This is a genomic window from Buchnera aphidicola (Rhopalosiphum padi) (genome assembly GCF_005080845.1).
GTDB lineage: Bacteria > Pseudomonadota > Gammaproteobacteria > Enterobacterales > Enterobacteriaceae > Buchnera > Buchnera aphidicola_AO.
In genome coordinates, this window is the sequence record NZ_CP034858.1 from 599026 (window position 1) to 615521 (window position 16496).

General features: G+C 24.2%; 11 protein-coding genes, 1 tRNA gene and 2 pseudogenes. 4 read left to right on the forward strand and 10 right to left on the reverse strand.

All coding sequences use genetic code 11. The features are described 5' to 3' along the window. Nucleotides 1–2 precede the first annotated feature (2 nt). The 9 genes and pseudogenes from rnr to pgi all read right to left on the reverse strand — a co-directional run bounded on the left by rnr (nucleotide 3) and on the right by pgi (nucleotide 13786). The gene (gene rnr / locus D9V76_RS02915; protein WP_158337632.1) at nucleotides 3–2183 is read right to left on the reverse strand and encodes a ribonuclease R; all 2181 of its coding nucleotides are present in this window, start codon (nucleotides 2181–2183) and stop codon (nucleotides 3–5) included. Between the two features lie 146 nt (nucleotides 2184–2329). Further along, entirely contained in the window at nucleotides 2330–3622 is a 1293-nt protein-coding gene (locus D9V76_RS02920; protein WP_158337633.1) for an adenylosuccinate synthase, read from the reverse strand. Between the two features lie 42 nt (nucleotides 3623–3664). After that, on the reverse strand, nucleotides 3665–4588 hold the full coding sequence (hflC, locus tag D9V76_RS02925; protein ID WP_158337635.1) for a protease modulator HflC: 924 nt from the start codon (nucleotides 4586–4588) through the stop codon (nucleotides 3665–3667). Between the two features lie 4 nt (nucleotides 4589–4592). After that, entirely contained in the window at nucleotides 4593–5828 is a 1236-nt protein-coding gene (gene hflK, locus D9V76_RS02930; RefSeq protein WP_158337637.1) for an FtsH protease activity modulator HflK, read from the reverse strand. A gap of 221 nt (nucleotides 5829–6049) precedes the next feature. Further along, nucleotides 6050–6968 (reverse strand): annotated as a pseudogene (miaA, locus tag D9V76_RS02935) (tRNA (adenosine(37)-N6)-dimethylallyltransferase MiaA). A 38-nt stretch (nucleotides 6969–7006) separates the two neighbouring features. Next, entirely contained in the window at nucleotides 7007–8752 is a 1746-nt protein-coding gene (gene mutL / locus D9V76_RS02940) for a DNA mismatch repair endonuclease MutL (protein ID WP_172599444.1), read from the reverse strand. Nucleotides 8753–8802: 50 nt separating this feature from the next. Continuing rightward, nucleotides 8803–9969, reverse strand: coding sequence for a mannitol-1-phosphate 5-dehydrogenase (locus tag D9V76_RS02945; protein WP_158337641.1), 1167 nt, complete (start codon nucleotides 9967–9969; stop codon nucleotides 8803–8805). A 19-nt stretch (nucleotides 9970–9988) separates the two neighbouring features. Beyond that, the gene (locus D9V76_RS02950; protein ID WP_158337643.1) at nucleotides 9989–11938 is read right to left on the reverse strand and encodes a PTS mannitol transporter subunit IICBA; all 1950 of its coding nucleotides are present in this window, start codon (nucleotides 11936–11938) and stop codon (nucleotides 9989–9991) included. 192 nt (nucleotides 11939–12130) lie between these two features. Then, entirely contained in the window at nucleotides 12131–13786 is a 1656-nt protein-coding gene (gene pgi / locus D9V76_RS02955) for a glucose-6-phosphate isomerase (protein WP_158337645.1), read from the reverse strand. 153 nt (nucleotides 13787–13939) lie between these two features. Here pgi and orn point away from each other — a divergent pair. The 4 genes and pseudogenes from orn (at nucleotide 13940) to D9V76_RS02970 (ending at nucleotide 15671) form a co-directional block, all read left to right on the forward strand. Next, nucleotides 13940–14484, forward strand: a pseudogene (gene orn, locus D9V76_RS02960) (oligoribonuclease). A gap of 153 nt (nucleotides 14485–14637) precedes the next feature. Continuing rightward, a tRNA-Gly gene (locus D9V76_RS02965) sits at nucleotides 14638–14713 on the forward strand. Nucleotides 14714–14769: 56 nt separating this feature from the next. Continuing rightward, the gene (locus tag D9V76_RS03185; RefSeq protein ID WP_172599437.1) at nucleotides 14770–14913 is read left to right on the forward strand and encodes a hypothetical protein; all 144 of its coding nucleotides are present in this window, start codon (nucleotides 14770–14772) and stop codon (nucleotides 14911–14913) included. A 50-nt stretch (nucleotides 14914–14963) separates the two neighbouring features. Continuing rightward, nucleotides 14964–15671 (forward strand): N-acetylmuramoyl-L-alanine amidase, encoded by a 708-nt coding sequence (locus tag D9V76_RS02970; protein WP_172599445.1) that lies wholly within the window; start codon nucleotides 14964–14966, stop codon nucleotides 15669–15671. A 92-nt stretch (nucleotides 15672–15763) separates the two neighbouring features. Here D9V76_RS02970 and rpmE read toward each other — a convergent pair whose 3' ends face one another. Further along, the gene (gene rpmE / locus D9V76_RS02975; protein WP_158337649.1) at nucleotides 15764–15982 is read right to left on the reverse strand and encodes a 50S ribosomal protein L31; all 219 of its coding nucleotides are present in this window, start codon (nucleotides 15980–15982) and stop codon (nucleotides 15764–15766) included. Between the last annotated feature and the right edge of the window lie 514 nt (nucleotides 15983–16496).

The window sequence follows — 16496 nt, forward strand, 5'->3', positions numbered from 1 at the left end:
AATTAACAAGACATGCATAAGGATAATTCTATCTTACGTTCATTTAAATTAACAGCAATAACTTTTACTTTCAGAGTATCGCCAAGACAATAGGTGTTTTTACTTGACTTACCAATAAGTTTTAATCCAATAGAATCAAAATAATAATAATCATCAATTAAAGTTGCTATATGAACTAATCCATCAATAAAAAATTGATTTAAACGTACAAAAAAACCAAATGAAGTGACATTAGAAATAACACCTGTAAGTATATATCCAATTTTTTTTTGCATAAAATCACATTTCAACCAGTCTACAACGTCTCTAGTCGCTTCATCTGCACGTCTTTCTGTCATCGAACAATGAAGACCTATTTTTTTTACTTCATTAAGATTATATAAATCATATTCAGATAAATTTTTTTCTTTCAGTAATAAATGTTTAATAACTCTATGAACCAAAAGATCAGGATATCGCCTAATAGGAGAAGTAAAATGGACATAGCTAGGCAAAGACAGACCAAAGTGACCACAATTATCAGGCGAATATACAGCTTGTTTCATAGAACGCAATAATATAGTTTGAATCATTTCGTAATCAGGACGATTTGAGATATTTTTTAATAAATCAGAATAATGCACAGATTCCGGTATTTCTCCTCCTAACAAAGATAATCCTAATTTTTTTAAAACTGATCGAAAATTAATAATACTATCTTTAGTAGGACGATCATGATTTCGAAATAAAACTGGATGTTTATATTTTTTAACAAATTCAGCTGAAGCTATATTTGCTAAAATCATACATGATTCAATAAATTTATGTGCATCATTTCGAATATTTTGATAAATACTTTTGATTCGAAAATTAAAATCTAGTGTAAATTTAGCCTCTATGTTTTCAAAATAAATACCTCTTTTAGAAATATTGTATTTTTTTAAAATTTTTTGTAAAGATGATAAATTCTGAATATATTTTAATAATTTTTTATATTTAAAACGAAGTTCAATATCGCCATTCCAAATTTTAAATATTTCATTATATGTAAAACGTCCATGAGAACATATGATGGCTTCATAATGTTTATATTCAATTAATTCTCCCTTATTGGATAAATTCATTTCACATATTAAAGATAAACGTTCTACATGCGGATTTAAAGAACACACGTCTACAGATATTTTTTCTGGTAACATAGGTATAACTAAAGAAGGAAAATATACAGAAGTGCCTCTTTTTGAGGCAGCTTTATCTAAAGCCGTATCAGGTTTGACATAGTAACTAACATCAGAAATGGCTACCCACAATTTCCACCCTTTTTCTCCATTAGTTTTTTTTTTACAAAAAACAGCATCGTCAAAGTCACGAGCATCTTCTTCATCAATGGTAAAAAATGGGATATGTCTTAAATCTATACGATTTCTAAAATCTTTTTGATTAATCTTGTCGTTTATTTCACATAATTGACGTTCAACTTCTTTTGACCATAAATGAGGAATACAATGTGTTCGTAATGCTATATTTATAGCTAAATCTGTCCCCATGTCTTTTCCAAGAATTTCTACTATAGTTCCTTTTATCTTATTTTTTTTTGCGGAGTTTTCTTTTAATTTAACTACCACAATTGTCCCTACAGAAATATCTTCGTTAGAAACAAGTGAATCAAAAATAAATATTTTAAAATTAAATCGGCTATCATTTGGAATGACAAATTTTTTTTTATTATCGATGCAATATCTACCTACAATTAATACATTATTTGGTTGTAATATTTTTAATACTTTTGCTGAATTTCTTCCTTTTCTATCAGAATTTACAATATGTGCTAGAATAATATCACCATGAATACACAATTTCATTTGTTCCATCGAAAGCCAGAAATCATCTTTAAATGTTTCCGTTCTAAGAAAACCGTAACCATCTCTATGGCCTATAACTTTACCTTTAACTATTTTTAAATTTTCTGGAGTAATGTAACAACGATTACGAGTATATATGATTTGACCATCTCGTTCCATTGCTCTTAATCTCCGACGCAATGCTTTTTTTTCTTCCTGATTATTAATACTAAATTTTTTTTCCAAAATTTTTTGACTTATTAAATCTTTAGCTGTTTTTAATAAAAGTAAAATTTGTTCTCGACTCGGGATAAAAATTTTATATTTCTTAGTTTCTTTTTTTTGGTAGGAATCTACTACCATATTTACTTCTCCAGTTATATCATTTTATAATATATGTTTTTATTAAATTAGTTTATTATTAATTAATAATTATTAATTTTATTTAAAATTTCAATTTTTAACATTTTTTTATAAAAAAATAGGAAAAAAATAATTTAAATTATAATTTAAAAGAACAAAGTTTTTACCAAAATAGTATCAGAACGATCTGGACCTGTAGAAATTATATCAACAGGAATTTGTGCTATTTCTTCAATGCGTTTTATATAATTACGAGCTGCTTCAGGTAGATCTTCTATTCTTTTTATACCTGATGTTTTTTCCTTCCATCCTGGATGTACTTCATATACCGGAGTTATATTTTCTAAATTAAAAACAGAAAAATCTTTATAAATTTTTGAAGTATTAATATCTTTATAAGATATACAAATTTTTATTTCTTCTAAATCATCTAAAACGTCTAATTTTGTTATGCATAACGCAGATAAAGAATTAATTTTAACGGCGTAACGTAAAGCAACACCATCGAGCCATCCAGTACGTCTTTTACGACCAGTTGTAGATCCGAATTCTTTTCCTTTTTTAGAAAGATAATTATCTATCTCATCAAATAATTCAGTTGGAAATGGTCCTTTTCCAACTCTTGTTGTATATGCTTTAGTTATTCCTAATACATAACCTAAATGTTTAGGTCCAATTCCTGTACCAGTAATTACACCACCTGTAGTACTACTAGAAGAAGTAACATATGGATATGTACCATGATCAATATCCAAAAGAGTACCTTGAGCACCTTCAAAAATAATTCTTTTTTTATCTTTAATGGCTTTATGTAAAATAGTAGAAGTATCTTTGATCATATTGAAGATTAGATCTTTTACTTTTAATAAATCTTTTAAAATTTCTTTATAAGAAATTGATTTTTGTTTATAAAATGATACTAATTGATTGTTATAATAATCAACTATTACTTCTAATTTTATAGATAATTCTTTTGTGTTTTTTAAATCTCCTATTCGTAAAGCACGACGTGCTATTTTATCTTCATATGCAGGACCAATACCACGTCCTGTTGTACCAATTGCATTAATTCCTAATTTTTTTTCACGAGCCAAATCCATCGCAATATGATAGGGTAATATTAAAGGGGCTGATTCGGAAATAAAAAGACGTTCGTTGATAAAATAGTTATTTTTTTCTAACATTTCTATTTCTTTAACTAATTCAAATGGAGAAATCACTACTCCATTTGAAATGATTCCAATTACATTAGGATATAACAATCCTGATGGAATTAAATGAAGAATAATTTTCTTTCCATTCACCACCAAGGTATGACCTGCATTATGTCCTCCATGATATCTTACTACATAAGCACTATTTGAAGATAAAAAATCAACTATTTTTCCTTTACCTTCATCGCCCCATTGAGTACCTAATATTACAATGTTTTTGTTCATGTTTTAAAACACCTATTTTATTAATTTTTTTAAAATATACTTTTAATGTTTTATTATTTTGTTCATATATTTAAAAAACTCGTTATCTGAATTAATTAACATTATATTATCACTATTTTTAAAACTATTCTCGTAAGCATGTAAACTACGAATAAAAAAATAAAAAGAAGATTCTTGACCAAAATTTTCTGAAAATAATTTTGCCACTTCAGCTTCTCCTTGGCCTTTTATTATCAAAGCTTTTTTTTGTGCTTCTGCTAATATCATAGAAACTTTATAATCTGCTGTTGCACGTAATTTTTCTGCTTTTTCTTGTCCTTGAGAACGTTGACTTCTAGCTACCGCTTCTCTTTCTGCTCTCATCCTATTATATATAGCATCAGATACTTCTATAGGTAAATTAATTTGTTTAATACGAACGTCAACGACTTCAATACCTAAAGCTTTCATACTATTTACATTAATTGGTGACGTACTATCTAAATTTATTGTTCCTTTATTTAAAGCATAAAGGACATCTGTTGTTAATCTGCCTCTTGAGTCAGTCACAATTTCTTTGACGTTAAGACATCCTATTTCAGAACGTAATCGATCGCTAAATTTTCTTTTTAATAAAACTTCAGCTTGAAAAACATCTCCTCCTCCAGTAGCTAAATAATAACGACTGAAATCACTAATACGCCATTTAATATAGGAATCAACAATAAGATCTTTTTTTTCTTTCGTTACAAAACGATCTGCTTGATTATCCATAGTATGAATACGTGAATCTAAAATTTTAACGTTTTCTAAAAAAGGGATCTTAAAATGTAATCCAGGTGTGTAAACTAAAGTTTTTTGTTGATTGTTTCTTAAAACTTTTCCGAACTGAAGTATAATTCCACGTTCTCCTTCTTTAACAATAAAAAAAGAAGATGAAAAAATAAGAAGAAAAAAACTTAATATACAAATAACTATTTTATTCATATTTTCATTCTCTTTCTATATTTTTAATATTACTACGTATAGAGTCTATACGACGTTTTTTAAAAAAACTATTAGGAGATGACGAAGAAAGATTATTAACTTCTTTATTTTTTTGAAAAGAATAAGGATGATTTCTACTTAAATTAATTTGATTATTAAAACAATCTTTTTTATTGAATTCATCTTGATTGAAAAAATTATTTAAAGATAGAAATAATTTTGAATGATTTTTTTCATCTATATAAATTTTCTTGGTGTTACTTAATAATCTTTCCATTGATTCTATATAAAAACGTTTTAAAGTCATTTCTTTGTTCTTTTTATATTCAGGCAGAATTTTCAAAAAACGAACTACCTCTCCTTGAGCTTCTAATATAATTCGTGAAGAATATGCCTTCGCTTCTTCTAGAATTCTCTGTGCTTTTCCGTGCGCTTTTGGTTGAACTTCATTTGCATAAGCTTCAGCTTCACGTACATATTGTTCACGATTTTCTCGAGCTGCAATGGCATCATCAAAAGCAGCTTTAACTTCTTCTGGAGGTCTAGCTGTCTGAAAATTTACATCTAATATAGTTATTCCTAATTTATAAGGTTTAATAGTTTCTTCAATTTCTTTCTGAGTATCACTTCGTACCAGAGTACGTCCTTCAGTTAAAACTCGATCCATAGTTGAATGTCCAATAACTCCACGCAATGCACTATCAGTAGCTTGACGTAAGCTATCATCTGGATAAGCAACAGAAAAAAGATAATTAGCAGGATGAGTAATTTTATACTGTACATTCATTTCTACACGTACTACATTTTCGTCTGCAGTTAACATAATACCTGAAGTTGCTAATTCACGAACAGTTTCAACATTTACAGCCTTTACTTCATTAATAAAAACTGGTCTCCAATTTAATCCTGGCTCAACTAAATGATTAAACTTACCAAAAGTAGTAACAACTCCACGCTCAGCTTCTTTAATCGTATAAAATCCACTAAAACACCAAATAAAAAAAGAAACAAAAACTATTATTAAAAATGGATTAATTTTATTTTTTGATGAATTTGAAGAATTAGCTGTTTTATTAACTATATTGTTAATATTATATAAAAATTTCTTAAAATCTAATATAGTTCTTTTGTTATGATTTTTTTGTTCATCTTGATTTTTTGAACCATCTTTTTCTTGACTATTCTTTTTCCCCCACGGATCAAGCTCTGGCTCATTATCATTAGGTTTATTCCAGGCCATTTTGTGCCTCATTTTATTAGTTTTAATACTTATTAATTTTTAAAAAAACACAAATAGAAATAATATATCCTATATTCTACAGTATGAAAACTGTATTTTTTTTATAAATTTTTAAAAAAATAATTGAACAAAATTAGTTAAAAAATAAAAAATGTTTTTTTCAAAAATATTAAGATTTTTTTTTAAAATATTTTTTTAAAAACATAATTTTTTATCAAAATTCAACGATGAAATATTAAATTCGTATTTTTTTCAAGAATATCTAACATCTGAATAAAAAGTAACTTTGGATTGTTAGTATGTAAATAATACACGTTTTTCCATTTTTTTAACCATGTTATTTGATGTTTAGCTAATTTTCTTGTTGCAAAAACAATTTTATTAAACATTTCTTCATAACTAATTTGATACTCAAGATACTCCCACATTTGACGATATCCTATACATCGCATAGATGGTAAATTTTTGTGTATATCTTTTCTAAAAAACAAATTTTCTACTTCTTTTTGAAAACCTAATTTCAACATCTTCTGTACACGTGATTCAATTTTTTCGTATAACCATTTTTGATTTTTTGGTATGATAGAAAATTGAATAATATTATACGGTAGTAAATGAGAAATTTTTTTTTCTTTTAAAGAGGTTAAGGTTTTTCCAGATATATAAAAAACTTCTAACGCTCTTAGCAGTCTTTGAGAATCATTTTTATGAATACGATTAGCAGATATGGGATCTATCAAATTTAATTTTTCGTATAAAAAATTTCTGTTTTTTTTTTTTGTTTAATAAATATTGACGGATTTCAATATTGGATGTTGGTAAATTGGAAATTCCATATAATAATGTTTGATAATAAAACATTGTACCTCCAACAAGAAAAGGTATTTTACCTATCTTTAAAATATTGGAAATTTCTTTTAAAGCATCTATTCTAAATTCTGCAGCAGAATAAATTTCACTAGGATCTTTAATATTTAACAAACGATGAGGATGATTTTTTAAATCCATAGGATGTGGCTTATCTGTACCAATATTCATATATCGATAAATTAACGCAGAATCGACACTAATTATTTCTATTGGTAAATATTTCCTAAGATAAATAGTAAATTTACTTTTTCCACATCCAGTAGGACCCATTAAAAAAAAAACAATAGGTTTTTGTTCTTTATTAGAATTTATACTTTTAATATGCATAATGCTTCATTAATATTTATTTTTTGTAATAGTTTAAATGGAGGTTTTTTAAATATAGAGGGACAAAAACATTCTATCTCTAACAAAATTAAAATTCCATCTTCATAATTCCAAGGGGTTTTTTCTACTAATATATTAGTATCAAACCATTTAATTATATCTTTAATACACACTTTTTTTTTAAAGAAAATAAATGTAAAAAAATTAGATAGAAATACATCAAGATTTTGATTTTTTAAAAAATTAGGAATAGTTTTTAAAAAAAAATATGTTTCTTTCAAAATAAAATTAAATCCAAATTTTAATAATAATTTTGAATTATTAGCTAATATTTTATTCTGTTCAATAGTAATAAAAAATGAAAAGTTATATAAAAAATTTTCGGGTATAATGTTATTTTTAATAGCATTTTTTAGTTTATATTGTTCAACTATTTTTTTTGCTAAGGGAAAAGAAATTAATGAAAAAGTATCAAAATAATATATTAATCCATAATATTTTTTAAAAATGATTAATAGTTTCCCAAAAGAAAATAAAAATTCTTTTAAAAATCTTTTAGAATTAACTTTAAAAAAATGATTTGAAATTATGTCTTTAAATAAAATTTTTTTTTCGTATTCAAGACCAATTTTAGATACTGAGTTAACAATTAAGGAACAAGAATTATTCTTTTTAGATTTATTAAAATTAATTTTTGAAAAAAAGTCACTTGAAAAATATTTAATTTTTGATTTTTTTAAATTAGATAAAATGGATTTATATAAAAAAAAATAAATAATATTGGTTTTATGAAATTTAATTTCATTTTTAGTAGGGTGAATATTAACGTCTATTTCATGAGAAGGTAAAGTAATGTATAAAACAAATGATACACTTTTTTTATTTCCTGTTGTTTCATATAAAGCATTAAAAATAGCACTATTTATAAGATCGTTATAAACGAATCGATTATTAACATAGCAATATTGTATTTTTTTAAAAGAACTTGAAAGTGATGGAATAAAAATTAACCATCCAAATAACGTAATATTATGAATTTTTTCTTTAATTTCTAAAACATAATTTAAGTCAATTTGATTAAATATTGTTTTTAATCGAAAAATTTTATCATCACTTTTTTTTACTGCGTTATACACTAAAAATAGTTTTCTGTTTTTTTTAAAATAAATATTGATACCAAAATGAGACAAAGCTATTTTTTTTATTGTTTCACAGATTTTTAGAAATTCCAATCTTTCATTTTTTATAAATTTAAGACGAACAGGAATATTATAGAATAAATTCTCTACTATTACACTAGTTCCAAGTGGATGAGCAATTGGCTGTAATAAAGTGTGATTAGAAAATCCCTCTGAATATATACTCCATGCTACGTTACTATTTTTAGAACATGAAATTAATTTAAGCCTTGAAACTGCACGAATACTAGCTAAAGCTTCTCCTCTAAAACCAAATGTGTTAATATAGTCTAAATCTACAAGCGTATTGATTTTACTAGTAGCATGACGTGAAATTGCAAGTAATAATTGGTCTTTTTCAATACCAAAACCGTCGTCTTTAACTATTATAGATTGAAGACCACCCTTTTCAATACTAATATCAATATTTTTTGCTTTAGCATCAATACTGTTTTCTAAAAGTTCTTTAATGACAGATGACGGTCTTTCAATTACTTCTCCAGCTGAAATCTGACTAGATAAATTAGCTGGTAATATACGAATAGGCAGCATTTGACCTTATTCTCTAAAATTATAAAAAAATAATTTTTAGTATAAATTCACAAAAAATTTTTTATTATAGAATAATATTCTGAAATAATTATACTAATTTCCTTTCTTTTTATATCTAAGTTACATACTTTAACTAAAGTTTTTTCAAGTCCATATTCTTTGATAAAAGAAGATAATTTAATTGATTCTAAATCATTTATGTTTCGATAATGTAATGCTGCCACAATACCTTGAACTAAATTAGAATATGGTAATTGATATTTTATCGCTCCTAAAAAAGGACGTATTAAGCGTTCATTTTTACTTAATTTTTGTAACGGATTTCGTGCAATACGTTCGAGTTTATCTAACAAAAAAGGATTTTTAAAACGCATCAAAATTTTATCAATATAAGACAGATGATCTTTTTTATTAAAGTTATAACGCTTAATTAATACTAATCCACTTTCATACATAGCATTTTTTACAATTCTTTCTACATTAGAATTTGAGATTGCTTCAGATATAGTTTTATAACTCTTCATCAAACCTAAGTATGCTGCTATAGCATGGCCTGTATTAAGAGTTAAAATCTTTCTATCTATAAAAGATATCAAATTATCACTTAATGTCATATCAACAATTTTAGGTATCGTTCCTTTAAATTGATTTATGTCAACAATCCATTCTTTAAAATTTTCAGCAATTAAAAATAAATGATTTTCTTCTTTAGAAAAAGAAAATGTTGGTATAATTGTATCAATACTACAATCTACAAAACCAATATATTCATTAAAATAGTCATAATATTTAATAGGAATTTTATTAAAAATAATTTCTTTTAAAAAAGAAGTTGCTTTAATTTTATTTTCACAAGCAATTATGTTTAATGGTTTATTACACTTTGAATTAATTCTTAAAATAATTCCTTTTATAAGAATAGAAGCAATTTTATGAAGTGCGTTAACTCCAACTGCTGTTGTAATGAGATCAATATTAGCAATAATGTTTAAAATATTTGGATCATAAAAATTTATAGCACTAATGTTATTTATATCTATAATTTTTTCAACACCATCACCTACTAATTTAATTTTATATTTTTTGTGGTTATTAATAGAATTGATTACATTCTGATTTACATCTGAAAATATTAAATTAAAACCAGACTTTGATAATGCCCTTGCAATAAAACCTCGTCCAATATTTCCCGCTCCAAAATGTAAAGCTTGCATAAAATTATTCCAATTAAAATTAGTTTTTTTTAACGTTTGAATTTAAATATGACAAAACTTCGTTTACACTTTTTGTTTTTGATAATCTAGTAATAATGTTTTTATCATCTAATGCATTAGTAATATTACTTACTACTATAATGTGTTCATTATTTTTTGCAGCAATGCCGATAACAAGATATGCAATATCATCAATATTTTCTCCAAAATGAACACCTTTAGGAAATTGGCAAAAAATCACTCCAGTTTTTAAAATAGAATCTTTAGCTTCTATAGTACCATGTGGTAAAGCTACGGATTCACCCAACCAAGTTGAAACAATTTTTTCTCGGTCAAGCATTGCGTCAATATAATCTGTTTTAACATATCCTTGTTCTACTAAATATTTACCAACAATTTTAATGGCTTCTTGTTTATTTTTAGCATGTTGATTAAGAAAAATGTTCTTTTTACTTATTTGAAAAAAATTTTTTGATTGAATTTTTTTATTAGAATTAATATTTTTTTCAGAAAAATTATCTTTTTTATCTTGAATATTATTTTTTTTATAAAACTCTTTTTTTTCATATAATTGTGTTACTAAAGTAGTATAAAAATCATTATCGAGAAAATTTTTTAATGATATATGCTGAGAATTAGGAGCATATTTTTTAGCACGGCAAGTTAATTTTTCATGTGTAATAACTAAATCTGCGTTTTTAGGTAATAAATTCAGAGCAATATTGGATATAGAAATATGTGTTAAATTTTTATTTTCTATTTTTTTACGAAGAATACTTGCACCCATTGCACTAGATCCCATACCAGCATCACAGGCAATTATAATATTTTTAATTTTTTGAATATTTTTAATTTTTTTAATAAAATCGTATTTTTGATCACTTTTTTTCTTGATAGAATATAAATTATTTTTAAACAATTTTGTAGATTTTTTATTATATTCTGTTTTTTTACCTAAATTAATTTTAAAAAATAGAGCTGCACTAAGAAAAGAAATTAGAAAAGAAGAGAATACAGAAATACAGTTTGCGAAATATAAACCTTTTTTTGTCATTGCTAAAATAGATAAAATAGAACCTGGTGATATAGCAGAAATTAATCCTCCTTTAAAAAAAATAAGCATAAAAATACTTGTCATACTACCTAAAATCAAAGAAATCATTAATATTGGTTTCATTAATACATAAGGAAAATAAATTTCATGAATCCCTCCTAGAAATTGAATAATTGCCGCTCCTCCTGAAGATTTATATGATTCTTCTTTTCCGAAAAAAAAACAAGCGATTAACACACCTAGTCCTGGTCCAGGGTTTGATTCTATTAAAAAAAATAAAGAGCTTTTATTTTCTGATATTTCTTGAATCCCTAAGGGAGAAAATATACCGTGGTTGATAGCATTGTTTAAAAAAAATACTTTAGCTGGTTCAATAATAAATGCAATAAAAGGTAATAAATTAAAATTTATTATTATTTTTAGAATAGATCCTAAGGAATTAGATATCCATTCAATTAAAGGACCAATTAAAAAAAACGAAATAATTGTTAAAAATATTCCAATGATTGCAATCGAAAAGTTATTAACTAACATTTCAAAACCACTTTTTATTCGATTTTTAATTATTTGATCAAAACCTTTTATTACCCATGCTCCTAATGGACCGCAAATCATTCCACCTAAGAACATAGGTATATCTGTACTTGTTATCATACCTACAGCAGATATACTTCCTACTAAACCTCCTCTTTCACCAGCAATTAAGCGTCCTCCAGTATATGCAATAAGAATAGGTAAAAGATAAAATATTATAGGTGGTATTAGTTGAGCTAGTATTTTGTTAGGTTGCCAACCTAAGGGAACAAATAAAGCATTCATAATCCCCCATGTAATAAATATACTTATATTAGGCATAATCATATTACTTAAAAATTGACCAAAATTTTGTATTTTTAATCTTATTAATCTAAGCATAAATATTTACTCAAATTTAAAAAATAGAATCAAAAACATTTTTTTTAATTCTATAGCTAAACAAAATCTATCTAAGTTAACAAAAAATAATATTCTAATTCTAGAAGAATAACAGCTTGTATTCAAAAAAAAAAAGGAAAAATTATTTCTAATTTTCAACTAAAGACAATTTCAATATTAAGAAAAACAATTTTATTTATTCGTAAAAAAATTATAAAAATCAATAAGTCCTTGTGTTGATGAATCATAAAATTTACTATTCTTTGTTTTTTCATTAATGTTTTTATAAATACTTTTAGCTGCTTTTTTTCCTATTTCAACACCCCATTGATCAAAACTAAAAATATTTAATATATGACCTTGAACAAAAATTTTATGTTCGTATAATGCAATTAATATTCCCAAATTATAAGGTGTTATTTTTCGTAGTAAAATAGAATTAGTCGGTTTATTTCCTTCACATATCTTAAAGGGTAAAATTTTATTCAACTTATCTTCGTCTTTTTTAAAAAGAACGGATTCTTTTAAAAAAGAGTTTTTAGATTTTCCAAAAGCAAGTACTTGAGTTTGAGCTAAAAAATTAGATATTAATTTAAGATGGTGATTATCTAGATCATTATGAGAAATAATAGGTATGATAAAATCACTTGGAATTAATTTAGTACCTTGATGAATGAGCTGAAAAAATGCATGTTGACCGTTGGTACCTGGTTCACCCCAGATAATAGGTCCAGTTTGATAACATACTTTATTTCCATTTTTATCAATTGATTTACCATTAGATTCCATATTAGATTGTTGAAAATATGCAGAAAAACGATGCATATATTGATCATATGGAAATATAGCTTCTGTTTCAGAATTAAAAAAGTTAGTGTACCAAATGCTAATAAGAGCTAATAATATAGGGACATTTTTATCGTATTCAGTATTATAAAAATGATTATCCATAACATGAGCTCCTTGTAAAAATTTTTCAAAATTATTAAATCCAATAGATAAAATAATAGATAGTCCAGCAGAAGACCATAATGAAAAACGACCACCCACCCAATCCCAAAATAGAAAAATATTTTTAATATTAATTCCAAAATTTAAAGCATTTTTTATATTAGCTGACAATGCAAAGAAATGTTTATCTAGAGTATCCTTCTTTTTTGAATGCTTTAAAAACCAAAATTTTGCGCTATTAGCATTAGTTATCGTTTCATCTGTAGTAAATGTTTTTGAAGCTATTAAAAAAAGTGTTGTTTCAGGATTTATTTTTTTTAAAACTTCAGAAAGATGAGTGCCATCTATGTTAGAAACATAATGTATATTTAAATGATTTTTATATGGACGCAATGCTTCTGTAACCATATAAGGTCCTAAATCCGATCCACCAATACCTATATTAACAATATCAGAAATAGATTTTCCAGTATAACCTTTCCAAGTTCCATTAATAACTAATTCTGAAAAATTTTTCATTTTTTTAAGTACGTTATTAACTTCTAACATAATATCAGAACCATTTAATAAAATTGGAAAATTACTTCTATTACGTAAAGCAATATGCAATACAGATCGATTTTCTGTTTGATTGATTTTAGATCCAGAAAACATTAACTTAATAGCGGACTTAACGTTCATCTCTTTTGCTAAATTCAATAAAAGTGTTAAAGTTTTTTCAGTAATTCGATTTTTTGAAAAATCAATTAATATTTCATTTTTAAATAAAATTGAAAATTTTTTAAATCTATTTAAATCAGATAAAAAAAGATCTTTCAAATGAATATTTTTTATTTCTTCAAAATGACTCTTTAAATCTTTCCAAGATTTAGTTTCAATAAGATTGATATTTTTCATCTCATATTGCCTGTTTTTAATTTTTATATATATCAAAATATGTATTTTTTATTAATTTTTTATTATACTATATTCATTAAATTTTGACTAAAAAAATGCAATTAAAAATTTTTGTTTTTTATAGCAAACAAAGAAGATGTATTTATAAAAATTATGACAATTAATAGTAAAAATCTTATTTGGATCGATTTAGAAATGACTGGATTAAACTCTGAAATACATCGAATTATTGAAATTGCTACAGTAGTTACAGATATAAAATTAAATATAATTTCAGAAGGTCCAGTTATTGCTATTAATCAAAAAGAAAAACATATAGTTCTCATGGATGAATGGAATACTAAAATACACAAAAAGAATGGATTAATAAAACGAGTTCAAAGAAGTATATATAATGAATCACAAGCTGAATATGAAACTATATTTTTTTTAAAAAAGTGGGTTCCTATTAAATCATCACCGATCTGTGGTAATAGTGTCTATCAAGACAGAAAATTTTTAGCTCGATATATGCCAAATTTAGAAAATTATTTTCATTATCGATGTATAGATGTTAGTACCATTAAAGAATTAGTAAATCGTTGGCATCCTTCTGTATCTAAAAAAATAAAAAAAAAAAAAATCATACAGCATTGGAAGACATTCATGAATCTATAATAGAATTAAGTTTTTATAAAAAAAAATTTTTTGATATTTAAAAAAATACCAAACAATATTTAGTTATTCTAATTAAAAAATTATTTAATAAGATATTAAATAAAAATAATATTTTTTTAAAAGAAAGCTTGATAAATATATCTTATGTATATAATATAAATACAATGAACATAAAATTATAATTATAAAATTTTGCGGGAATAGCTCAGTCGGTAGAGCACAACCTTGCCAAGGTTGGGGTCGCGAGTTCGAATCTCGTTTCCCGCTCCATTTATATTTTTGTATATTATCAATCTAAAAATTAATATTATAGACAAGGAAAATTTATGATTTTTTGTTCTTTTTATAAATGGATAATGTTTTCTATTTTATTAATTACCTTTCAAGCACAATCTGCAGATAAATTAAATAAAATTAATTTTAAAAAAGACAATTCACATAAAAGTAATTATTTTTTTTTAAAAATGTAAAAAAAACCCAAAAAAATAAAAATAATTTTAAAAAACTATTAAAGAAATTTATTATAGTTATTGATCCAGGACACGGAGGACAAGATCCAGGAGCAGTAAATAGTCTAGGATTACAAGAAAAAAAAATAACTTTAAAAATTGCAATAAAACTTAAAAATTTATTAAAAAACAGTGATTTATTTTATCCAGTTTTAACACGAAATGATGATTCTTACGTTTCGTTAAAAAAAAGAAAAAATTTTGTAAAAAATAATCATGTAAGTTTTTTAATATCTATCCACGTAGATTCTTCTAAAAAAAAATATGTATCAGGTGCATCAATCTGGATTGCTGCTAATGATAGAATGCATCGTGAAATTAATAATTTTATAAAAAATAAAAAAGAAAATATATATTTTCCTAAAAATATTCAAAATGTAATTCAAAAGAAAAAATATGATTTTTTTTTAAAAAAAACTATTCTCGATTTACAATTTAATAATTTTCAAAAAATGGAAATTAACTTGTCTAAGTACATATTTCAACAATTTAAAAAAATCGTAAAACTGGATAAAATACATCCAAACTATGCTAGTTTAGGAATACTCAGTGCTATAAATACACCATCTATGTTAATAGAAACAGGATTTATCACAAATTTTTCAGAAGAAAAAAAATTAAGGACTAATGAATATCAAAATAAAATTGCAAACGCGATTTATATTGCTTTAAAAAATTATTTTCAAGATACATTTCTCTCTAATTTGAGAGATACGTAAATAAAAATTTAAAAAAAAACTTTAAAAATTATTTTAAGCATCTAAAATATTCAAGATGCTTAAAACTAAAAGATTATAAATTAAAATATAATTTATATCGTATCTTTCTTAATCATTTTAAAACGTTTTTTAAATCTTTCAACTCGTCCTCCAGTATCAATAATTCTTTGTTTTCCTGTATAAAATGGATGACATTTTGCACATATATCTAAATTTAGATTTAGATTAACGGTTGAAAAAATTTCAATTATATTTCCACATGAACAAGTAGCTGTTATTTGAGAATAAGCTGGGTGTATTTTTTTTTTCATAAAATTTTTCCTAAAATATATTAACAATATCTATTCTATTATACGATTATTAATGTACTAATAATTAATATTTTTCACTTTAAATATAATATATAAAAAAATATGTACAACGATAAAAATAAAATTAATTCGATGTATTTTAAAAAAAAAGAAAAAATAAAAAAAAGAACATAAATTTAAATAAATATCATATTCTCATTGTTATTATAACAATAGTTCTTTTTTTTTCTTTTTTAAATATTTTTTTTAAAAAATCAAAAAATATAGAAAAAAAAATTTGTATAGATAAAAAAATAAGTGATGATTTATTACCTCCTAAACCTAAAGAAAAATGGAAATATATTCACAAATTAGAAAATCTGTAGTTTTTAAAATTTTTTTAAAAATTTACTAAACCTAAATTTATTTATACATAAAAATATTTAATCTTATTGATGATTTTACTTAAATAATTTGTATAAATTAAAGTTAAAATTCTTCTTTTTTAAATATAAACTTTATTTTTTATATAATT

What these genes read in the sequence shown, in the direction of transcription:
- rnr (WP_158337632.1), bottom strand. Translation starts at nt 2,183, where the DNA reads ATGGTAGTAGATTCCTACCAAAAAAAAGAAACTAAGAAATATAAAATT.
- D9V76_RS02920 (WP_158337633.1), bottom strand. Translation starts at nt 3,622, where the DNA reads ATGAACAAAAACATTGTAATATTAGGTACTCAATGGGGCGATGAAGGT.
- hflC (WP_158337635.1), bottom strand. Translation starts at nt 4,588, where the DNA reads ATGAATAAAATAGTTATTTGTATATTAAGTTTTTTTCTTCTTATTTTT.
- hflK (WP_158337637.1), bottom strand. Translation starts at nt 5,828, where the DNA reads ATGGCCTGGAATAAACCTAATGATAATGAGCCAGAGCTTGATCCGTGG.
- D9V76_RS02945 (WP_158337641.1), bottom strand. Translation starts at nt 9,969, where the DNA reads ATGCAAGCTTTACATTTTGGAGCGGGAAATATTGGACGAGGTTTTATT.
- D9V76_RS02950 (WP_158337643.1), bottom strand. Translation starts at nt 11,938, where the DNA reads ATGCTTAGATTAATAAGATTAAAAATACAAAATTTTGGTCAATTTTTA.
- pgi (WP_158337645.1), bottom strand. Translation starts at nt 13,786, where the DNA reads ATGAAAAATATCAATCTTATTGAAACTAAATCTTGGAAAGATTTAAAG.
- D9V76_RS03185 (WP_172599437.1), top strand. Translation starts at nt 14,770, where the DNA reads ATGATTTTTTGTTCTTTTTATAAATGGATAATGTTTTCTATTTTATTA.
- rpmE (WP_158337649.1), bottom strand. Translation starts at nt 15,982, where the DNA reads ATGAAAAAAAAAATACACCCAGCTTATTCTCAAATAACAGCTACTTGT.